The sequence below is a fragment of the Acidovorax sp. NCPPB 3576 genome (assembly GCF_028473605.1).
GTDB lineage: Bacteria > Pseudomonadota > Gammaproteobacteria > Burkholderiales > Burkholderiaceae_C > Paracidovorax.
On record NZ_CP097267.1, the window covers coordinates 2,462,813 to 2,483,549 of the forward strand.

A 20,737-nucleotide genomic window follows, 5' to 3' on the forward strand; every position below is an offset into this window, starting at 1 on the left:
AAGCGAGGCTTCGTTTTTCATTAATGCTCGAAATACGTTTTCTTACATGCAGTTCGACCTGACTGATTTGCGTCTGTATGTGTGCGTGGCAGAGATGTGCAACTTGACCCGGGCCGCGGCCAAACACAATCTCTCCCTAGCAGCGGCAAGTACGCGCATCAAGGCGCTGGAAATGCAGGCCGGCGTCTTGTTATTGGCACGCGAAGCAAGGGGAGTCCGGCTGCTACCGGCTGGCGAGGCTTTTGTTCATCATGCGCGCTTGATGCTGCAACAGGCAGACCTTCTGCACGCAGAAATGGGGGAATATGGCGGCGGATTGCGCGGGCATTTACGGCTGCTGGCCAACACCACTGCTGTCACAGATTTCCTACCGGAAATACTGGCAGATTTCCTCTCAGATCATCCACATGTCAACGTGGAGTTGGAAGAGCGGCCCAATGCGATGATTCCGCGGGGTGTTTTGGAAGGTCGTGCGGATCTAGGCATCATTGCTGGTTCCATTGATACTTTGGGACTGGTCTCTATCCATTTCAGTACCGACCGGCTGGTTCTGGTCACCTCTCCCAGCCACCGTTTCGCACGGCGACGCTCCGTGAACTTCGCTGAAACGCTAGAGGAGGACGTTGTGGGGATGCCGGAGGGCAGCACGCTGCAGGCATTTCTGGATCAGATCACCCAGCAATTGGGGCATCGTCAGAAACCTCGAATTCGGTTACGGAGTTTCGAGGCGATGTGCCGCATGATCAGCAGCAATGTGGGCATTGGGGTGCTGCCCGAGTCGGCTGTCATCCGCAATCAGTTGGCTATGCCACTGGCGATGGTGGAATTGCGAGACGAGTGGAGCGTGCGTGAACGCCACCTGCTGATGCGTGATAGGGCAACTCTGCCCGTGTATGCACAAGCATTGGTGGACAACCTTTGCCGGCATTACGATGCTGGTCGCCTACTCTCAGCGAGCCCGCCTCAGATGCTTGCGGCATCTGGGTGAATTCCTTATCGGACCTCTCGCCTATTTGGGAGTTGTCGTGCTTTCGTTTGCGAAATACGGGATCAGCATCCGGTTGCCCTCGGCGCCGGTCTCTCGAAGGTACTCGACCGAAAATTTCTCGCCGATGCGCCGCAGTTCGTTTCGCAACTCGGGCTCGGGCGTATCCACCTTGATGCCCTTGCTTGTCAACTCCGCCAGCGAGACTGTGGATGCCGCTTCACTTGCCATCCAGCCACGTTTTTGCGCCTCGCCAGCTGCCGTCATGACGGTCTGGCGAGTGGACTCGGGAAGTGCGGCCCACTTGGCCTTGTTGGCGATCACGATGTTCTTCGGATACCAACCCCGCGCGTTGTAGAAATACTTCGCCGGCCCCTCCCACAACTTCGAGTCCACCCCGGTCGCGGGCGATGTGAACATGGTGTCCAGCCGCTGGTCCTTGAAGGCCGAGCCGATGGCCTGCGTGGGCACGTCGACGGGGGTGGCTCCCATAAGTTGGGCAAGACGCACCGTGCTGGGGTTGTAGGTGCGCATTTTCGATCCGCGCAGATCTGCAACGCTGCGCACAGGGCGCGTGGTGAACAATCCCTGGGCTGGCCAGGGCACGGCGTAAAGGATCACCAGGCCCTGCTTGTCCAGGGTCTCCTGCAGGATGGGGCGCTGAGCATTCCACAGCCGTAAAGCATCGTCGTAGCTGTGGACGATGAAGGGGATGGCATCCGCGCCGGCGATCCGGGTGTCGCTGGCCATGGAACTGAGAAGGACCTCTCCCGCAGCCAGATCTCCAGAGCGGACTTTGCCCACGATCTCGGAGGGACTGGCAGCAATGCCGTCTGTGTGCACCTCGATGACCAGGCCGCCCTTGGTTCGGTCATTGACGTTCTGCGCGAATTGGCGCAGGTTCACGCCATGAAAAAGCTCCTTTGGGTAGCTCGAGGCCAGCGTCCATGAACTCTGCTGAGCCTGCGCGGCCACGGGCTGCAGGACGGCGGAGGCCGCTGCTGCAAGCAGCAATCTCTTGACGAACTGACAGATTTTCAACGTCGAGTAGGCCGCTAGGATCGCAAAGTTCATCGATATCCTTTTAAAAGATTGATTTGGATGTATGTTTACATCTACCGCCCTGATGTGAAATGCGTCACGCGGTCTCTTATTATAGAGTTGATCACTGTTGGCAGCTAAGGGCGACCTATCTACGCTCCAAAATTATCTCGAATTTAGCGAGGGTGCAGGCAATTTTGATTAGTCTTCCATCGGAAAGAGGAGTTCTTACTTGCGCACGTCCAGTCCGAGAAAACGCTTGTTCTTTTTTCAACTGTTCTATCGATTTGTTAATAAGGTCGTCGGTTAATAGGGGGTCGAGACAAATTTCAGTGAAATGCCAACCCAACCAGTTGACGGATAATTTGTATAAGAACATGATCCGTCGTGCTTGCCAAATAGCCTTTTCCAAGCAATCTCGCTGAATACCGTCCAGACTGATGGGGAGTGGAGTTTGGTGAAATTCCAGGGAATTTTTGTCAAAATAATATCCAAACTGAGTGCAAAGGAATCCAACCATATCCGCACCTGAATGTAGACTTACTAGTAGTCTTTCCTGTGATTCTACTTTGTAACAATCATTTGAATTTATTTCGCCACTTTGCTTAAATCTGGTGTACCCCTTTAAAATAAAACGGCTATTAGTGATCCGGCCGCTCTTTCTTTGAAATGTTGAAAACTTCCACTCTAAAGGTGAGCCGCTGTGCATTATTTCAGCATCAGGACGTGATTGAATACCCGAGTGGCCACTCAAAAAACGGACCCGCGAGTAAACTCGTACCAGTGCCTCCAAGTCAACAATGCCTCCTTTTGAAGGAGCGAGCACATATGTGATATTTTGGATGTTGATGCAAGGAATGCCTACCTTGCAATCATTTGGTGAAAATTCACACCATGACTGAATTACTTCACTTACCGCAACGAGCTCTGAAGCTGCAAATTCTGGGCACGCAACAGCGTTGAGCGATTCACTAAAGTGATCGATTTCTATATCAGACCCGAAAAGCATGATGGGGGAGGTCCTAAACGCGCCAGAAGTTTCAAGCATGCACACTTCGGCTGCTATGGGCGTTTGCTTGAATTCCTGAGGCAATTTGTGTGAACTCAGGGTAGTGGGCCCATCTCTGATGAACTTTTTTTGACATATTAAGCTCATGCCCTCCCTGGCCACCCTTTCGTAGTCTAATTCAAAAACGTTTTCACCATTGAGTTGCTCTCGGTATTGATCTCTAATGATTTTATCTAAATCCTTCGGACCGAGTTCTGAGTATATTATGGCTATATCATTGCGAAGAGATGCTAAACACGAAGCCTCTCGAACCGCCTTCCATTCTAAAAGAACCTTAGCATCCAATGGAGCCTGTCTATGGTCTGTCATGCCATGATGGTTGCGGCAAAGCCATATTCCATTCGATTGATGCTTCAGAGCTTCTGTTTCAAGAGATCCATGCCCCCGTGGCCCAGTCGGTGCGGCACTATAAATATGACATGCTTCTCCAAATGCATCAGATGTGAACCGAAGGCAGTTTGGATCGGAGCAAAGGCCGCCAGCCATCTCCTTGATAGTCCTCCTTGTCCTTTTAGAAAATTCAGCTTCATCTCGGCTGCGGTTTTCTCTATTTGAAGCCACGGTCGCTTTCCTTTATGAAAATTGGATGCCAGTGCTGATGATAGCCTTCATCTTAATGTCTTAATATATTATCTTTCTCATATGGCTTTGGTGCCTTGAATTAAACAACATTGCCGTTATTAATTTTGGCCTCACTTCGTTAGATTTTAATGATCCTGCGCTTCGATTCGCCATGCGAAAAATTTCAAACCAGCACTTTTTATGAAATTATACGTAAGGTAGTTGCCAGCACATTTAAAAATGTGCATGATGGGCCTTGCGTGTGGGCACCTGGGCTCAACGCACTAAACGACTAAACAAAGGGGGGTCATCATGAAAGAGTTACCAAGAATAGGGATTGCGCGAGTCTGCACGTTTTTTATAGCATTGACTATAGGTGCCGGAGCCATGGCTGAAGACGCGGTTGTTAACAATGATGCATTGAAAGCGCAACTTGATCTTCAGAAGCTTAGGCTAGAGCTAACTCAAGATCGGGTTGATATCTACAAGTCACTAGTGCCAGACCTGAGCACTTATAAGCGCGATGCCCCACAAGCACCCATGGTTGAAGCCACCACCACACGGGTAGCATTTACTCAGGCTAGCGAAATGGCCGGAATTATTGAAAATCAGGTGCGCCGGCATGCTACGGGTGGGGTTGTGCTACTTGAGTCGACTCAGTTGCTGGGGTATATCTCAGCAGTCGACTCGGTGCAGGCACTCCTCAATGCTAGTATTGATGCGGTCGAAAAAAACACAGGCTATGTCCAAGATGCAATTAAAAGCATCCGCCCGTCAATAAAAGAAAAACCTACTGGAAGCAACACGGGTCAATGGATGCAGCCTCGTATTGCCCCAGCTTTGCTCGCACTGCCTGCCTTGGTTGAATCAGGCTTTGCGATTGCTTCAGCCATGAGGACAAGTTACTCCATGAGCGGTAGCCGTCACGAAGATTTATCTACGAAAGTGCTTCAGGCTCAGGTAGTCGCAGCACTTGCCGAAAGCAAGGATACAGCCGACCCTGCAGTGAAGAAGCAAAGCATCCAAGTCATTGATGTGGATACGTACCTCCCTGTTGGGACGGCTGGCGGGGTCACGCCTGGGGCGAAAATCCACGCTCAGATCGCAAAGCTGACACGCTCCCTTGATCTCGCTAGCATCACCATGAAGGAAGCGAATGCCATCTCAAAGGGCTTGCGCGAGGTCGCAAAGCCTAGCGAGAAGGGCGGGGATGACAAAGACAAAATCGAGCAGGCTGACCTTTTGGAAGCGCAAGCAAAAGTGCTGTCCGGCGTGCTAGTTCAGGCGGAAAAGTACCTTCTATCTGTGCATACCCCAATGGAGTCTGGCCTCACGCCCCTAATCGCCGCAACACGGGGCGAATGGCTGCGCGACGTGTTGAGTACCAGTCCTCCGCCTCCCCGCCTGAGCCTGTCGAGCGTTGTATCTGCCACGGACATCGTTGCGGCTGATGGTTGGATAAAAGGTTTACGTATCTCCGTTGCTGGTAATACAGTCGTCCAATGGCGGTTGGTATTCGCGGATGGGCGTGTGGTCGCAGGTGCCGCGCAGGCCTGCGAGACCTCTAGCGCGCCAAGTTGCGTGCGGGCGCTGCTGAAGCCTGACGACGGCGTGAAATAACTGGTTAGGTTCAGCGCGCATTGGGCGATTGTTTTTTACCGCATGGACATTGGGTCCTCCCCCTTGTTCAAGTGTTGTCCGCTCAACTCGTCAATAGAAACGCCCTGCCCCGCAAAGCGGGACAGGGCGTTCAGGAGCCGGCCGTCAATCGGCCAGCAGTTTCTTCGCAAGGGCGACTTCGATGCTGTCTCCCGCATCGTTGAGCACGTCCAGGCCTGAGTCGGGCATGTCACCCGATGTCGATTGCGACACCGCGATCTTCTTGGCCATCAGCTTCAAGCACTCCATCTGGGTGCTGCCGGCATAGCCCAGAAAGATCACCTTCACCGCCAACTTCTGCCCGATTCGCCAGGAGCGCCGGGCCGCCTGCTGGACGGTATAGACGTTGTAGCCGCTCTGCATGAACATGATGGTCGGGAACTCCAGCAGGTCCAAGCCGGTTTTCACCAACTCGGGGTTGCAGATGAGCACGTCAATGCCCTTTTCTACCTGGTCGGCCACCCAGTCCTCACGGCGGGCGGCATCCACGCTGGCGCGCAGAACACCCACCTTGAAGCCATGCAGCTCCAGCAGTGACTTCAAGCGCGCTGTCGTGTCGCGGATGCCCGAATACACCGAATAGACCAACACCCTGCGCCCCTGTGCCTTCTCTTGCTGGCAGATCCTCAGCAACGCCAACTCTTTTGGAGCAGGTTCGCTGTCGGTAAAAACCGCCGGTTGAACAGCCAGCGTCGCGCGCGTTCTCGGGTGCTTGACCGTCTCCGTGCGAAAACAGCAGTCTGGCCAGGCCAGCAGCACGTTCATCACGACGCCCAGCAAGGTGCTGTCCTTCATGGCCAGCGCCTGCTTGAGGGCACTGACCAAGACCCTGGTCAAACGCTCATAGGCATCCTTCTGCGCTTCGCCCATCGGCACCTCGATGAACTGCTCCTGGTAGGGAGGCAGCACCTTCTGGCCGATGTCCCGCAACTTGAGGAATACCGTGACGGGCAGCACGTACCGCATGATGCCGACCGGGCCAAAGCCCGGCGCCTTGCTGGTGCGTACCGTCATCTGCTTGGCCTTGGCCGTCCGGTGCGAGGTGCCACTGGACTCCTTGTACACGTCCTTCAGAATGCCGTGCTCGCGCATGAAGCCCATGGCGGCGGGCCCCATCGAGCCGCTCTTGGATGGCTTGAAACCTTCCTCGATCAGGCTTGCCGGGTTCAGGCGCCACAGCAGGTGGAACAGATCGTCGGCGTAGCCGCCCATCAGCGTGCCGGTCAGCAGCAGCGTCTTTCGACACTGGCTGGCCAGGACGCCCATGGCCTGGCCCTGTGCAGAGCCCTCGTTCTTGTACTCATGGCCCTCATCCACGACCAGCAACCCAAAGTAGCCGCGGGGCAGATAGCGCTTCACGAACTCGGTGGCCTGATACCCGCCCTCGCCGATGCTGAACTCGAAGTTGGCCAGCGAGCGCTCCATGCGCGTGGCCTGCCGATCACTGAACACCAGCTCGCCATTGGCGTCCATGAGGTTCAGGAACTCGTACACGTTGTCGCCCAACATGGCGCCCAATGCGTCTTCTCCAAAGATGCCCAGCAATTTGCGGGCGGTTTTCTCTCCAATGGTGGGCATCTGCTTGAGCGCGCCCAGCACCAGGTCGTGCATCGACTGGATCGGCCGACCCGATCGCATCAGCGTCCACAGCGAACTTCCGCAGTGATCGCACTGGCCTCGCCGGTCTCCCAGGCTGGCCATCGCCAGTTCCGCAGAGATGGGCATCGGATGACCTTCGCCGTCGTCTCGCGTGATCGGCGTGAGGCAATCGGGACACGCTGCCACAGCGAGTACCTGGTCATGCACTTTCTGGCGCCGTGTGACGAACGCAGGTTTCCAATGGAAGCCCATGCGCATCCTCACCCGGCCCAACACAAAGAACTCAGGCTGGCTGGTCTTGAGGCCCAGGGATTTCCGGAGCATCAGCAGCTTGCGAAGCGTGTCCGGACCATTGAGCACCCACACCTTGGCGTCGGGCACCGTCTCGCGGATCTCGCGCCGCCACTTGTACACAAGGTGTGGCGGCGAGATCACCAGTGTGCGCGGATGCGTGCGCTGCAGCAGCGCGGCCGCACAGATAGCCATCATGGTCTTACCAGTGCCCATTTCCGCGTTGATGACGGCAGCGGGTTGATCGTGATCGACCAGTAGCTTGACGGTGGCGTGCACTGCGTCGGCCTGGGCCTTGAAGGGCTTGCGCTTGAGCGAGTCGAGAATGCTCTGCCGGGCTTGCCAGGCACCCTGCCCTTCGTCCCGTGCCGGATCGTAGATCGGCGGGTTCTGTGAGCGCACCTGCGCCAGCAGCCCGTCGCCAAACTCGTCGATGAAGCTGGCCAGGGCCATGTTGTCGAAGCCGTCCTGGGCCAAGGGTTGGGCCGCATCAGCTGCAGGACTGGAAGGATCTGCAGGGATTTCTGCGAGCGAGGGATTGACGGTTTGCATAGAGGTTCTCCTTGAACAAAAAAATGCGGAGAACCAGCGGGGGGCCAGTTCCCCGCGCGGGTTGCAAAGTGAGTGGCCGGATGGCCACGGGATCAGAGAGTCAAGGTGCGGTTCTTCACGCCATCCTTGATGAAGCCGACGAAGTGATCCGTCAGGCTCACGCGAACAGCCTGTACAGGGCCAATGGCGGGATAGATCGCGTCACCCAAGGCCTGCGTGGCGTGCTTGTTTTCACACCAGGTCAGCAAGGGTTGCCGCCAGTGGTCCAGCAATGCGACGGGAGATAGCCCGACGATGGTCTTCCACACACGATCCTGCAGCGTCACGTTGGTCACGGGACCGCCGTCGAAAGACGCTTTTGCGCCGGCCTCCTGGTGCAACACCCAGGCGATCCGATTGGCGCGGTCAGGCTGCTGCAGACGCTTGTCGAACACCCACATCTGGCTCAACGGACCGAACAGGTTCTGTCGTGGCAACCTGCCGGCATGCTTGGTGAGGCGGTCGGTGCCGCCCACGTCCACCGGATGTCGCTCGCCGGCGGCGTTCACCAGGTGAAAGCGCTGCACGCCCCGCTCCTGGCCACCCAGCTCCATCGCTGCGATGAACTGCATGATGGAGCCGTCCCGGCCGTAGATTGACAGGAACATGAATTGGCCTTCGCTGTCTCTCAGGCACGCGTCCACGAAGATCTCGGGGAACTCCTCGATGCGGCAGAGCCCGTTGGAATCAGCCATGCGCGTCACCTCCCTGCGCTGCTGCATCCTCGGGCACCCAAAGCCATGCGGCAACCCACACGCCACCTGATGCTGGCGCCACCGAAGGCTCATCATCGATTTCAATGTCTTTGTCCGATGGCTGTGCATAGATTGCTCTTGCACGCTCGATTTCTTGCGAGAAGGCGATCCTGTCGCCGCGTAGCTCATGCAGATGAAGGCCCAGCTCCGTGACGCATTCGGCCAGGCCGGATGTGCACCAGCTGGCGATGGTGGCCTGCGCCAGTTCCTCGATCCTCAGCATGGCGAGAGTCCTGTGTTGTCCATGGATTCACTCCTTGAAAAAGAAGCGGGTCCATGCCTTTTCAGGACTGGACCCGCAAGGGTTGTTGAAAGAAAGCTGCCACCGAAGTGGCTTCGTTTCAAAGTGTTGGCGTCAGTTGCGCATTCGCCGCGATGCCACACTCGTGCTCCATCCGCTCAATATCTGCAGGCGTCAACGGTTCGCGCTTGATAAGGCTCACGACGAGGAAATGGCGATCACCACCCATGTCCATGAAGAAGCCGAAGCTGCTGTCCTCACCGAAGGTCAACTCGATCTCCTGGTCGATCACTGCGATCCGCCGTGCGCTGGCCGTCACCATGAATGAGGGCGTGCGATCACCCCCTTCCAGGTTGATTTGCTCCAGTTCGCAGTAGTCCACCGACACCTCGTCGGCCGCCCAGATGGCTTTAAACAGCCGAGCCTTTCCGGTCTTGCTGGTCTTGGCACATAGGGGGCAGGAGCCGAGTTGTCCGGCTTGCAGTTCACACTCGCAGAAATGGCAAAAATTGGCACCCGATATGGGCACTGCGTTAGTCATGCTTGAATCCTTCAGGAAAAAGGTGCGAGGCAGTCCCGTGCAGGGCCTGGCCCCGCACGGGTGGTAGAAAGGTTCAGCCGACTTCAAGTCGGCTGCATCAGGCTGGGGATCAGTCCCAGCCGTAGTGGGCCTGCATCTTTCGCCGGATCTCTTTGGCCACATCGACCCACAGCTGTCCCCGGATGAACGAGCCATCCAGGGTATGGGGATCTACCTGAGACACGGTGTCGGCGTACCTGCGGATCGCCTCGATGATGAACAGTTGCGCCACTGCGCTGTACTCCATCATTTCGACGACCAACTGCGTGTTGGAGAGGTCTTCCTCTGGTACTTCGTGACTCATCTCAATACTCCGATGGCAGCAGCAGCGTGGTCACGCTGCGGTCGCTCTCGGTGATGATCCAGACGGTGGTGTTCCCTTCGAGCTGGTAGGCCGACAGGATGCGGTTGCCCAGCTGGACAGCCTGGTCGTTCAGTCGGCGATCTTCTTCACAGAGATCCCCCCAATCGCCCAGCAGATGCCGGCGCAAAAGCACATAGGGGTTCAACCGGCCGTCAGCGACCAAGGCGTTGACGCCCTGTGTCATCACGGGCGATCCCAACTGAAATTGGGGCAGGCATTGCGCCGCCTCGGGCGCTTCGTACACAGCGTTCATGGACTTCTCCAAAAATGGGGAAACCGTTCCCAGGGGAAGCGGTGCTCCCCGAGGGTTGATGAAAGGTTTGCGGCGGTGGCCGCGGGTTACCGCTGTCGAGCGACGTTGGCCGCCTTGATGCGGGTCAGAGCGCGATAGCGGTTGCTGCTGATCCAGCTTGGCGCTGGTGTGCAGCTTCCAATTGCGGCGCCTCGGTCTCGGCTTGCGCCTGGGCCGCGTAGTGCAACTGCGCTGCCTGGCGGATGGCATCGATCTGGCGCAGGGCCATCTCGTGCTGCTGCGCCACCACTTTTTCGGTGATGCGCGGCGGCTGCGTGGTCACGATGCGGGTGGAGAAATCTCCGCACCCAGTGCCCAAACCCATGGCATGGGTCTGGTAGCCGGCAGCATTGACGCTCCAGCACGCAGCGCTGGTCAGCAGCCCGCCACCGATCTGGCGACGGGATGTGCGGATGACCAGCTCGCGCCGTTCATCCAGGGGGACGACCGTCTTGGCATTCCAGCCATCGCGGTCCTTGTAGATCTTCGTTTCCATGGTGGTTCTCTCCTGCAAAAAGGCGTGAAGCCACCCCCTGCAGGGCGAGGCCCCACAGGGTTGATGAAAAGGTTTTGACAAGAACTCCACTTGGCTGATCGCCCAAGCGGGCACGTTTTCAGAGTTGAACGTGCCTGAAACCATTGGTGATTGGTTCAAATGGTTTCCCACAAAGGCCATGGGTCCGGCCGCTGTGGGAACCCATTTGCATGGGTTCTGGCCTTGTCCAGGACAAGGAAAAAGGCGCTGCGCGCCGGGTATCAGGGCCTGTAGGCTTCGCGGTGCATTTGCCTCACGCGCCGGAAAAGCACGCGCCGCATACGCCGCAAAAACATACGCACGGTCGGGTTGACCAGCACATAGATCCCGAGCCCGATCTGTCGATACACGTTTCGGGCAATGGCCAGTGCGGGATGCACTGGCTGGAGGTTTTCCATGCGCTGCAACTCGGCCATGGCACGCTCGTGCTGCCAGGCGACCGCAATGCTTTCCGTCATCGACGGCGGCATCCTCGTGTTGGCCAGGCAGGTCCAGGAGCTTTGCTCGTAGGCCGCATCGTCCCGGCAAAGCCAGGTGATGAGGCGACCGTCATAGTCCAGCCGCGTCTCCAGCCACAACGCTACGCGTTGGTCGGTCAGTCCTTCGCTGGTAGCCACGCAGTGGCCGTTCATGCGGCGGTACTCGGTGTTGATGAACATTTCTTTCCTTTGCGGAGAAACATGAAGCCATCCCCTGTGGGTAGGCCCCACAGGGTTGATGAATTGGTTTGACAAGAACTCCATCTGCTGATCGCAGACGGGCACGTTTTCAGAGTTGAACGTGCCTGAAACCATTGATGAATGGTGCAAATGGTTTCCCGCAACGGCCGTCTTTGCGGCCGCTGCGGGAACCCATCTGGTGGGTTCTTTGAGATGCGTGCGTCAGCTGATCCGCACGACCTGTCCCAGCCGGTGGTCCGGCGTGAACTCGATGGCGTTGATGATCGGAACGAACTTGTCCAGCATGACGATCGTCTCGCTGACCTTGCCCTTGTCGTCCACTTCGGTCGTGACCATGCGCTCCTTCTTCTTGAAGGTGTCGCCCTTGATGAGGAACGTGCGCCCGGTGGTGGAGCGGATGCAGCCCGTGACCTGGCCAGCTGCCAGCGCAAGCGCCAGATGCCATTGGGTCATGTCGCGCAGCGGTCTGCGGTGGGAGCCACGCGCTTGATTGAAGCAAGCCTCGAAGTTCGGCCACAGCAGGCCGTTGCGATGCTTTTGCAGTTCCTCAGCCAGTTGCTCGGCATCCATGCGCACTGCATGGAAGACCATCTCACTGCCCTCCTGGATCGGCGGCACCTGGTATGGCGTGTCGAGCCATTCCTCTGGCAATGTTTGATGGGCCAGTTCCCCGGCCTGGGCTTGAGTGAGCATGTCCAGCACCTCCTTGCGAGGATGGCCCGGCCGGCATTTCGTGCCGAAGATCACACACTGTTTGAACTCTTGCTCAGGCGCCATGAAGAACCGCAGATCCTGGAAGTTGCGTGCCAGGTAGGTGCGAATCTCGTTGTCGAGTGCGTAGAACGGAACGATGTACACGAGGATGCCGCCGAGCATGAGCAACGGGGCAGTCTTCTTGAGAAACGTGCGCTCCAAGCGCTCGGCCTTTTCACGATCGCTATCCGCATCGCTGCGGTTGGCAGAGTCCTTGACGCCATACCCATAAGGTGGGTTCAAGTACAGCAGTCCGATGGACCTGGGTTTGATCACCGCATCGTGGATGTCAGAGTGCAGCACGCGGTCCAAGATGGTCTTCGCGTGCCACGCACGCTCGCGGTCGAACTCCACACCCAAGGTCTCAATGGTCGGACCTGTGCCACTGTCAAACTGCATGCCGTGGCGTAGGTCTGCCAGCGCGGCGCCTTCACCGCAACACGGGTCGAGCAGTCGCATGGGCCGATCGCAAGGGGTGATGAAACGCTGAATGCGAGCGAGGGTTTCATCGTCGGTCGGGAAGTACCCGTTCTTCACGAAATTGCGCGCCAGGCGCGAGAACATCAATGCCATGGGCACATCTCCTTCAAATGAGGGACGGAGATGCCCCGGTGGGGCATGGCCCCGTCCGGGTGGTTGATAAATGGCACAAGGGCCATGGGCCCAAGCTCGCACGAATGCAAGCCGGGGCGCCACGGGTTTCAGCCTTTGCGAGGTGGGGAACGATGCGTGAGCACGTCCTTGATGCCCCAACGAGCGATCATGGTGGCCCACAGGACTTCGCCGTTGTCGAAGTAGTGCGGGACATCCTGCTTGCGCAGTCGGCAGTCCATATGGAGTACCGCGATCACGTGCGCGTATAGCGACTCATCGAGCCACCGCAGATCGTTGAGGTTGAAGGCAAACAGGTCGCCGTTGTACAGACCCGCGAGAAAGCAGGCGATGTACCGGGCGTGCCTGGCCTCACCTTGCGCGATCCGCAGCAGGACCTTTAAGGACTCGACTCCACGCTGCTCCAGCTGATACCTGTCCTCGTCCGAAGGCGGGGAAAAGTACATCTCCATGAGCTTACGTGGCGGTTTCTCGCTCTTGATGCGCAGCGCATTCACGAATTCTTCATAGACCTTGAAGAAGGCCTCTTCCGAACCCGTGGGTACATGCACCATCACGACGGTGTGCTTGTTCGACATGGCACGCCCTCCCGCTCAGGCTCTGCGCTGTTGCGCAGGAGCCAGCCATTGACGTTGCACGAGCAGGTGGACCAGCGACTCTGGCAAGTCGGCCCGCAAGGCCGGTTGCATGAAGCAGCTGCGCACCAGCGTGAGCATGGAGCATCTCTGGCCTGGCGCATGGCGTTCACGCGCCAGGATCAGCTTGTCGCACTCCGGTGCAGGTGCTGCAGTCAGCCACTGTCGCAGTACAGCGTGAAATAGCTGGCGCTGCTCTTGTGCCAATCGGGGAAGCACGGGGGAAAAATGGGAAATCATGATCGTCTCCAAGAAAAATGGGGACGACCGAAACCCTGCGGGGACGGTAGTCCCCAGCGGGTTTAAAGAAGAAGTGACCTACAGCAGTTTGATGACTGCCGTCGTGATCACGATGGTGAGGCCGGAAAAGCCGAAGAAGCTGGTGATGATCCAGCGGGTTTGATCGACCACGCTTCTCTGGAGGCGGACCTCCATTTCGGCACTGGCGCGCAGCAGACGTGTTTCCAGCTCGGAACCATCTGCTTTGGTGAAGAGCTTGTCGCGCATCTCTGCGCGAATCTCATCCGTGCCGGCGTGAATGGCTGACTCGAACTGCCGCTCGACCTTGCGCGCCGTGTCCGGGGGAATCCCGGCGCCGGTGAGCGCTTCGTACAAGCCCAGTTCGATGGTGGATGGCATGCTCAAAAGTTTACTCCTTTGCAAGAAAACTGCGAGCACGTTCCCTTGCGGGCCGTGGTCCCGCAGGGGTGGATGGATGAAGAAATGAACTCGGATCGCTCACGCGGCCCTGGCACGTTTTCAGAGTTGAACGTGCCTGCTTGAAACCATTTTTGGTTTGACTCAAATGGTTTCCCTCACCAGCCGACCTGCGGCTGCTGGGGGAACCCATCTGGGTTCCTCGGGGTTTGATCACGACCAGACAGGCTCGGCTTCAGCCCATCGGATCGCCTCCGCGATTCCCGCCTGGTCCACCGTTTCGGCCGCTGCGCACACGTCGTCCGAGAGGCCGAGGATGTAGAAGCCGGTACTGTTGTCGGGGGTGGTGAAGAAATCGTCACGGTCCACCGCCAACAGCGTCGTGCCGACGACGGCTTCTTCATGCCGCCTCAAGAGCGCGGTGACCTGCGTTCTTGCTTGGGTGGTCAGCGGTACCGGGAATTGTCGAGCCGTGCGTCGCAGGCGAGCCAATTCGTTGCTTCCTTTGCGATTCGGTTTCGTCATGCTATGAGTACTCCTGCAATGGATGCAGGCCCGGCCCCTGCGGGACTCGGAGCCCGCGGGGGTTGATGGAAGAAAGGGAAAGCGCTCGGGCCGCGGGGAGCGGCCTGGCACGTTTTCAGAGTTGAACGTGCCTCTTTGAAACCATCGTTTCAGTGGGATGGAAATGGTTTCCCTCAAGAGCCATGTGCCGGCTGCTGGGGGAACCCCTTTCCAGGATTCCGCTGGATTGAGATCAAGTCTTGAATGGATACCTCCTCGCTGCGCCACGTCGGACCTGTTGGGGCCTGTCGTGTTGCGCAGGCGGGCCACCGCGAGTGAAGGTCCAGGTGGCCGAGTAATGGCGCGGTGAACGCATGGGTTCATCCGCAAAGCCGCGGCACATCAGGTTGCCGCCACCCAGTTGAGAGCAGAGCCCGTGCTGCAAGCAGCGAAGGGCTGTCCCTTGGGCTCCTGGAGCGGCCACGGGACAGCCCTCCTGAAGGGCGGGCTGTTGAAACGTTGCGGAGATCAGCGCTTGGCGAACCAGGTCTGCAGCTTGGGATCGAAGTCGTACCCTTGCTTGCGCAGCCATGCGGCCTGGGATCGGAGCAAAGCCCGGTCCACCGTGGGATCGAGCTTCACCGGATCTGCGCGCTCAATGGCTTCAAGAAGGTCCGCATCGAACAATCCGTCATCCACGGCTTCGACTGACTCTGGAGCCGGCGCAGGTCGGGGTTTCTTGAAATCGTCCCAACGCTTGTCGGCGTTCTTTGCGGCTCCCCTGCCCTGTTCCTTGGGTGGCTCGGAGGGCTTGGCTTGGACCTGGACGGGTTTCGGCTCATCCAGTGGATCGAGTTCAGTGGGTGTGCGTTCAGCGGGAAGTCGGTCCTGGGAGACGACTTGCAGGTCATGCAGCCTGGCCCGGATTTCCGTGACCCCCTTGCCGAAAGAGATGTACTGCGACAGGTAGATCTCGCTGACCCACACGGTGGCTTTGTATTCCCCTTCCTCGAACTGGTCGAGGAGCGGGTCTTTTACCTTGAATTCGCCAAAGTTCGTGGTGAGGTCCGCGATGCAAAAGGCGCCGTTGCGGCTCTGGCGGATTTTCTTGATCCGCAAGGTCGCGTCGTCAACTCTGATCATGTGCTGGTGGTCTTTCGCGATGTGCGCGGGCCACCGTCCACCCGCAGGAGACAGCTGGTCCCGGCGGGTATGAAAAAGAAAGCACCGCACCTGCCGAGGCAGGTGGGATGCAGTGGGCTTTGAATGTCTGACAGGCTTGCGACCTGGCAGGCTGGGCACTGGTGGACTTTTGAGGTGTGCGATTCAGCGGTCCGTGCCGACAGGAACCCCAGCTCCGAAGAGCGTGCACGCTTCAGGGGTTGACGTGCCTCATGTGCTGGCGAACCAGCTCCGGTTATTCCAGTGGTACCGGTAAACACTCGCAAAACGGTGCAAAGCATACGCGCTTTTGAAGGCGAGTCAAACTCGCCCTCGCACTTTCCGTGCATCAGTGCATAGACGTTTCGTCGGTGGGGATCAAGGTTCCTGCTTTTGGGTCCACTTGCCGTCCTGCAGGGCCTGCCGGGCGAGTTCGTCGGTCCGAAAGTATTCGTTGGACTCCCGAGAGACGGGGCCCTCTTCACCGGCGGTGCCGACGTAGTAGCCACGCTGTGATTGCAGAACCTGCAGGGGCAGTAGCTTGCCGCACCACTCTTTGGCCAAATGTCCATGGAGAGTGGGTGCAGTGCTGGAGACGGTAGTAGCTTGGTTCATGGTGTATGCCTTTCGTGAATAAAAGGGACACCTGCCCCCACTGGGGATCGGTGGTCCCCAGGGGATGGAAGAAAAAAGAAAACCCCCTTGCCTGCAACGCAGGTTCAGGGGTTTGAGGGCTTATGGCGAATCAGGCAGGGGCGGAATCGACGGTCCTGCGGACAGCCCTTCCCGTTGCATAGCCCGCGTTGTACGCTGCATTTCCTTGAGGAGGTGCAGCGGGTGGGCGGGCAGCCTGTGGGTGCCGTGGTGGAGCCGGTGGGCGGTTCACTGGGCCACGTTGTTGGCGTGGCTGCTGGGCAGCGTGCTGCGAGGAGCGCTCTGCAGGCCGTGCCGCCGGCGCTGGCGCCGGTTGCTCCAGCCTTTGCTCTTGCTCTGGCTCGTGCCACTCTTGATCGACCCCCTCCCCTTGCGACGGTTCGTCGTAACCGGGTTGCAGGTCGTCTTGAGGTGCATCCGCCTCACGGCGGTACACGTTCTCGCCGTCGATGGTGATGCTGTTGATCAGAAGCAGGCGCCCCTTGATGAGGGTAGCCATCTCCTTTTGACCCGTCTTGCGACGGTTCTGATCCAGCACATCGCGTTCGTACAGGTGAGGGTAGATGTCGCCGATCCGAAAGGACACGACGACCTTGCGCTGTTCCCGAACATCGACTCCCAGTCTTTCGACAATGTCGATGGCTTCGTCCCCACTGACCCGAAGATCGAAGTAGGTGTAGTCAGGTTTGTCTGCATCTCCACGCAAGGCGGAAATGCTGCATGCCAGAAAGGTGTCGGCACGGCGGCCGCCATTCTTGGTTTCAACCCAGCGGACGCGGTTGAGGTAACCGATGCCGTTGGTATGCAGATTGAAATAGTCGTTGCCTTGGGTGGTTGCAGTCATGGTGATTTCCAAAAAGATGAACTTGAGGAAATCACGCACCCAACCCACAGCCTTGCGGCTGAGGACAGGGAAACATGATTTCCCTGTCCGGGTTACGAGGATGAAGGTACTCCGGAATCGACCTTGGGAGTCGATTCGAGCGCCTCTCAGGAGTTGAGGCGCTTCTGTGTTGCCTTTCGGCAGTTCACGGGGCGAACGTTATTCAAACCGACCTCGATTGTCAATATGCCGCCGCGCGCCGAAACATCCCGCTGGCACGGGCTAAAAGCATTCAACATTATTTGTATGTTGTAGTATCATACAAAATACAACATACATTAGAGCAAAGCACATGGCAGCAATCACCAAGGATCAGATTCACGCGGTAGCCGATGGACTCGACGCAGCCGGCGTCAGTCCCACCCTGGCGGCGGTGCGCAAGCAGCTGGGCAGCGGCAGCTTCACGACAATCTCCGAAGCGATGGTGGAATGGCGCGCCCGGCAGACTGCGCGAAAGACGCCCGCCGTGGAGCCGGCGCCGCCGGCGTTCACCGACAAGCTCGGGGAGTTGGCGGGCGACCTGTGGTCCCTGGCCCTGGAGACGGCCAACGGCCGGCTGGCCGCGGAGAGACATAACCTGGAAGTCGTGCGCGACCAGGCGCAGGCTGCGCGCCTCGAGGCAGAGGAGTTGGCCAACGCGCTCGCTGCAGAACTGGACGAGGCCAAGGCCCGAAGCGACGCCTTCCAGGAACTGCTGGTCACGTCGAGGGCCGAGGCTGACGATCTACGGAACAAGCTGGCGGTGGCGAACGCGAGCGCGGCCAAGGCGGACGCCCGTGCCGGTGAACTGCGCATCGAGCTTGATCGCGCCCATGGCGACGCCCTGCAGGTGCGTGCCGAGCGAGACAAGGCCCAGGCTTTGGTCACGGTCCATGCCGCTCAAATCGAAGCTCTGCGCACCGAGTTGGCCGGGGCGACGAGTCGAGCGACGGAGATCGAGCGCCGTGCCGATGAACTGCGTGCGGATCTGGAGCGGGCCAATCTGTCGGCTGACCAGGCACGCTCGGCCCTGGATCAGGCGCAAAAGGCGGCGAAGGCAACAAGCGAGGAGCGGGATCAAGCGCGCACCGAGTTGGCCAAGCTGCAGGCCGGCGCCGAAGTAGCGGCGCAGCTGCACCAGGAGCAGCGCAAGGGCATCGCTGCAGAGGCTCTGCGGCAAGCAGAGCGGCTGACAGCGGCCCAGGTCGAGCGCGACCAAGCGCGGGAGGAGGCCGCTACGTTGCGCGGCCGTCTGGAGGGCGTTAAGGCTGGCTCACGCTCACAAAAGTAGCCGGGAAAGCGCGTGTCCCTGCTCGGTCGGCTAAAAGCGCTGGAACACCACGATGTTTTATTGTGGTGGTGAGCTTCCCACGACTCCCCCTTTACTGCATTGGGATTTGCAGGACTGGGCATTGAAGCCCGAAGTCAATTTTTTTCCGTGAGGTAGCTGCCGCCAGGGTCCGCGCGCCCGCCCGGCAAAGGCCTGCCCGAGTTGCCGTGCCCGCTTCTCCTCGTCGGTGTGCAGGTAGATCGAGGTGGTCGACAGGGAGGCGTGACGAAAGTTGTCGCGCACCGTGGTGAGGTCCACCCCGCGCTCCAGAGCATGGGTGGCATAGGTGTGCCTCACACAGTGAGGGCTGGCCCGCCGACGCAGCTCTTGAACGAAGGGGCGAAGTCCAGGCTTCGTGCGTGTCCCTTGTTGATATGCATCTATGCTGTCCAGTCAGTCAGTGCATCGTTTGCGTGGTGACTGTCGATAGATGTTGTCCGTTGGGATTTCGATAGCGGTTGCTAAGGCTTTGAAAAAATGAGTCCATCTCACTCGACCGAACAGTGAATTCCCCATAATTGGGATCAAAGAGCGTGGTCATGCCATTCAACGCTTGCGTCGCGACCGTGTGTGCGCCACCTTCGGCGAAGTAAAGGCTGAGCAAATGCGTCGATCCATCCGCAGTGATCTTGTCCAGCATGCGCGAGAAGCTTGAAGGCTCGCCGTATCGATATTTTTTTTCCTTTCCGGATGGAGCCAATCCGGCTTCCTGCAGCATGGTGTTTTGTGCTTGGAAATCTGCTTGAGCGGACCTTGCTCCTTGCCTTCGCAGGGAATCCTTCAGGTCTTGATACTGCTGCTGCCGCATGCCAGCAGAGGCGTGGCTTTCCGAGCCTGGCCTCAACGCGGCCATCCGATTGGACGCACCGTTGTTGAGATTGAGCAGCCATTCCGCTGTGAGGCCAACACAGATGCCATCTACATTCGCTTCTGAGAGTTCAGCCGTTCTGTATTCGAATACGGAGGTACTCGGCCTGGCCGGTGAGTTTGTGCTGGAACTGGCAGAGCTTGAACTGTTGAACCTTCCCTCCTCGGTATCTGGCTTGCTCGCACAGCCGCCAGTCTTGTTTGGCAATTTTCCGGGCAGCAGTTGACTCCGAGGCGCTAGCGCATGTTCGGATTTCTGCAATGCCTGCGTACGGTTCAGGAGAGAGGTTGAATACCCGCTAGTTCCGCTTTCTGGATTGCCTACGGCCGTGCCGTCCGGAGCAGGTTCCGTGGGGGGTGCCTGTAGTGGCGAGCATGTGAAACGCTACCGCCAATGTAATTGCCCATAGTTTTATTCATCTCCCAAATTAAAAGGAGACCAATTTCAGATTCTTTTCCGCGGAAAAACCATGACGAGCGCGAACCGTTGAACTGGCGTGCGAAGCGGCCCATGGTGGATGTGCCATCAGTATGCATGGCGCGCGGCTTCGCGAGACTGAAAAAGATCGGCCGAGTTGGCGGCGCAGCTGCACCAGGAGCAGCGCAAGACCGTCGCTGCCGAGGCGCTACGTCAGGCGGAGAGGCAGACAACGGCCCAGGCCGAGCGCGATCAGGCGCGGGAGGAAGCAGCTACGCTGCGTGGTCGCCTGGAGGCCCTTGCGGCTGGCTCGCGTTCGACGAAGTAGTGTTGTTGGGCCGACGCAATTTCAATAGCTGCCGCGTGAATTCTCGTAATCGATTTCCCCGCTTTCTTGAATCGCCGCTGAAAGGTACTGTGAGCTTTGACCATCGGAAAGAGGGCCCGACTGGTAAGGAACATCCATGCCCTGCAGCATTCCCTCCATGGCAGAGCGCTGTTGTCGCCCTGCCTGAGAAGTGCCATCGCCACCAGCAACGTACGCATTCACGTTGAAACCAGCTGATCGCAACTCATTGATTTGCCGTGCTACTGCAACACCGGGCATTCGCACATTTGGCAGCACATGAAAAACTGATACAGAACTATCGGAAATGCTTCCGTCATGGTTGTATCGAACACCGCCGACAGCAACGCCAGTACAGAGATCCAATGCCGACGTTCGTAGTGTTTGACCAGGCGTGGTAATAGTTTGCTGCTCTACTTGTGACGCAGAGAAGTCTACGACATGGGTTGCGCGGTCACCGCGGGTAGCATTTCCTGCTTGATTATTTCGTCTTGACAATCCGGCGAGTACCCCTTCGTCATGGCTTCTTGCCGTAGGCTGTCGCTCCGGAGATGAGGTGGGCGAAGTGGCCGCTGAATAATAAGAGTTGTGACTAGTAGAACCTGATTTCCCAGTCGATGCACATTGACCCATGTAAGCGCTCCTTTTGAAGAACAGTAGCATTATCGTTATTAATCATAAAAAAAGAATTTAAG

General features: G+C 58.1%; 23 protein-coding genes and 1 pseudogene. 3 read left to right on the forward strand and 21 right to left on the reverse strand.

Annotated features, from left to right (window positions below):
* Positions 1-46: 46 nt before the first annotated feature.
* Complete coding sequence (locus tag M5C98_RS11315) at positions 47-988, forward strand: LysR family transcriptional regulator (protein ID WP_272552832.1); 942 nt, start codon at positions 47-49, stop codon at positions 986-988.
* Positions 989-1,009: 21 nt separating this feature from the next.
* Here M5C98_RS11315 and M5C98_RS11320 read toward each other — a convergent pair whose 3' ends face one another.
* Positions 1,010-2,059 carry a TRAP transporter substrate-binding protein gene (locus M5C98_RS11320; RefSeq protein ID WP_272552833.1) on the reverse strand — a complete coding sequence of 350 codons (1,050 nt, stop codon included), beginning with the start codon at positions 2,057-2,059 and terminating at the stop codon, positions 1,010-1,012.
* 115 nt (positions 2,060-2,174) lie between these two features.
* Complete coding sequence (locus M5C98_RS11325) at positions 2,175-3,656, reverse strand: hypothetical protein (protein WP_272552834.1); 1,482 nt, start codon at positions 3,654-3,656, stop codon at positions 2,175-2,177.
* Positions 3,657-4,043: 387 nt separating this feature from the next.
* Here M5C98_RS11325 and M5C98_RS11330 point away from each other — a divergent pair, with 387 nt between their 5' ends.
* A complete protein-coding gene (locus M5C98_RS11330) occupies positions 4,044-5,276 on the forward strand; it encodes a hypothetical protein (RefSeq protein ID WP_272552835.1) in 1,233 nt (410 codons plus the stop codon).
* 144 nt (positions 5,277-5,420) lie between these two features.
* Here the strand turns inward: M5C98_RS11330 and M5C98_RS11335 are convergent, their stop codons facing one another.
* The 16 genes from M5C98_RS11335 to M5C98_RS11410 form a co-directional block, all read right to left on the reverse strand.
* Complete coding sequence (locus M5C98_RS11335) at positions 5,421-7,757, reverse strand: DEAD/DEAH box helicase family protein (protein ID WP_442867263.1); 2,337 nt, start codon at positions 7,755-7,757, stop codon at positions 5,421-5,423.
* 92 nt (positions 7,758-7,849) lie between these two features.
* Positions 7,850-8,491, reverse strand: a complete 642-nt coding sequence (locus tag M5C98_RS11340; RefSeq protein ID WP_272552836.1) for a hypothetical protein — start codon at positions 8,489-8,491, stop codon at positions 7,850-7,852.
* Entirely contained in the window at positions 8,484-8,774 is a 291-nt protein-coding gene (locus tag M5C98_RS11345) for a hypothetical protein (RefSeq protein WP_272552837.1), read from the reverse strand. Before M5C98_RS11345 ends, M5C98_RS11340 begins: the two co-directional genes overlap by 8 nt.
* A 118-nt stretch (positions 8,775-8,892) precedes the next feature.
* Positions 8,893-9,333 (reverse strand): hypothetical protein, encoded by a 441-nt coding sequence (locus tag M5C98_RS11350; RefSeq protein WP_272552838.1) that lies wholly within the window; start codon positions 9,331-9,333, stop codon positions 8,893-8,895.
* Positions 9,334-9,442: 109 nt separating this feature from the next.
* On the reverse strand, positions 9,443-9,676 hold the full coding sequence (locus tag M5C98_RS11355; protein WP_272552839.1) for a hypothetical protein: 234 nt from the start codon (positions 9,674-9,676) through the stop codon (positions 9,443-9,445).
* 1 nt (position 9,677) lies between these two features.
* Complete coding sequence (locus M5C98_RS11360) at positions 9,678-9,989, reverse strand: hypothetical protein (protein WP_442867264.1); 312 nt, start codon at positions 9,987-9,989, stop codon at positions 9,678-9,680.
* Positions 9,990-10,113: 124 nt separating this feature from the next.
* A complete protein-coding gene (locus tag M5C98_RS11365; protein WP_272552841.1) occupies positions 10,114-10,524 on the reverse strand; it encodes a hypothetical protein in 411 nt (136 codons plus the stop codon).
* Between the two features lie 260 nt (positions 10,525-10,784).
* Complete coding sequence (locus M5C98_RS11370) at positions 10,785-11,222, reverse strand: hypothetical protein (protein ID WP_139160515.1); 438 nt, start codon at positions 11,220-11,222, stop codon at positions 10,785-10,787.
* Between the two features lie 222 nt (positions 11,223-11,444).
* Positions 11,445-12,569: a DUF6094 domain-containing protein gene (locus M5C98_RS11375; RefSeq protein WP_272552842.1), complete on the reverse strand. Its 1,125-nt coding sequence runs from the start codon at positions 12,567-12,569 to the stop codon at positions 11,445-11,447.
* 128 nt (positions 12,570-12,697) lie between these two features.
* On the reverse strand, positions 12,698-13,186 hold the full coding sequence (locus M5C98_RS11380) for a DUF7673 family protein (protein ID WP_272552844.1): 489 nt from the start codon (positions 13,184-13,186) through the stop codon (positions 12,698-12,700).
* 15 nt (positions 13,187-13,201) lie between these two features.
* Complete coding sequence (locus tag M5C98_RS11385) at positions 13,202-13,483, reverse strand: hypothetical protein (RefSeq protein ID WP_272552845.1); 282 nt, start codon at positions 13,481-13,483, stop codon at positions 13,202-13,204.
* A 78-nt stretch (positions 13,484-13,561) separates the two neighbouring features.
* Positions 13,562-13,882 (reverse strand): hypothetical protein, encoded by a 321-nt coding sequence (locus M5C98_RS11390; protein WP_272552846.1) that lies wholly within the window; start codon positions 13,880-13,882, stop codon positions 13,562-13,564.
* A 231-nt stretch (positions 13,883-14,113) separates the two neighbouring features.
* Positions 14,114-14,425, reverse strand: coding sequence for a hypothetical protein (locus M5C98_RS11395; protein WP_092746120.1), 312 nt, complete (start codon positions 14,423-14,425; stop codon positions 14,114-14,116).
* A 507-nt stretch (positions 14,426-14,932) separates the two neighbouring features.
* Positions 14,933-15,547, reverse strand: coding sequence for a DUF3275 family protein (locus M5C98_RS11400; protein WP_272552847.1), 615 nt, complete (start codon positions 15,545-15,547; stop codon positions 14,933-14,935).
* Positions 15,548-15,943: 396 nt separating this feature from the next.
* Positions 15,944-16,180: a hypothetical protein gene (locus M5C98_RS11405; RefSeq protein WP_272552848.1), complete on the reverse strand. Its 237-nt coding sequence runs from the start codon at positions 16,178-16,180 to the stop codon at positions 15,944-15,946.
* Positions 16,181-16,310: 130 nt separating this feature from the next.
* Positions 16,311-17,063 (reverse strand): DUF3577 domain-containing protein, encoded by a 753-nt coding sequence (locus M5C98_RS11410; RefSeq protein WP_272552850.1) that lies wholly within the window; start codon positions 17,061-17,063, stop codon positions 16,311-16,313.
* Positions 17,064-17,394: 331 nt separating this feature from the next.
* Here M5C98_RS11410 and M5C98_RS11415 point away from each other — a divergent pair, with 331 nt between their 5' ends.
* Complete coding sequence (locus M5C98_RS11415; protein WP_272552851.1) at positions 17,395-18,372, forward strand: DNA-binding protein; 978 nt, start codon at positions 17,395-17,397, stop codon at positions 18,370-18,372.
* A 177-nt stretch (positions 18,373-18,549) separates the two neighbouring features.
* Here M5C98_RS11415 and M5C98_RS11420 read toward each other — a convergent pair.
* The 3 genes and pseudogenes from M5C98_RS11420 to M5C98_RS11430 all read right to left on the reverse strand — a co-directional run.
* Positions 18,550-18,738, reverse strand: a pseudogene (locus tag M5C98_RS11420) (tyrosine-type recombinase/integrase); the annotation flags it as partial.
* Between the two features lie 70 nt (positions 18,739-18,808).
* Positions 18,809-19,540 (reverse strand): YopT-type cysteine protease domain-containing protein, encoded by a 732-nt coding sequence (locus M5C98_RS11425; RefSeq protein ID WP_272552853.1) that lies wholly within the window; start codon positions 19,538-19,540, stop codon positions 18,809-18,811.
* A 505-nt stretch (positions 19,541-20,045) separates the two neighbouring features.
* Positions 20,046-20,675, reverse strand: coding sequence for a hypothetical protein (locus tag M5C98_RS11430; RefSeq protein WP_272552854.1), 630 nt, complete (start codon positions 20,673-20,675; stop codon positions 20,046-20,048).
* Between the last annotated feature and the right edge of the window lie 62 nt (positions 20,676-20,737).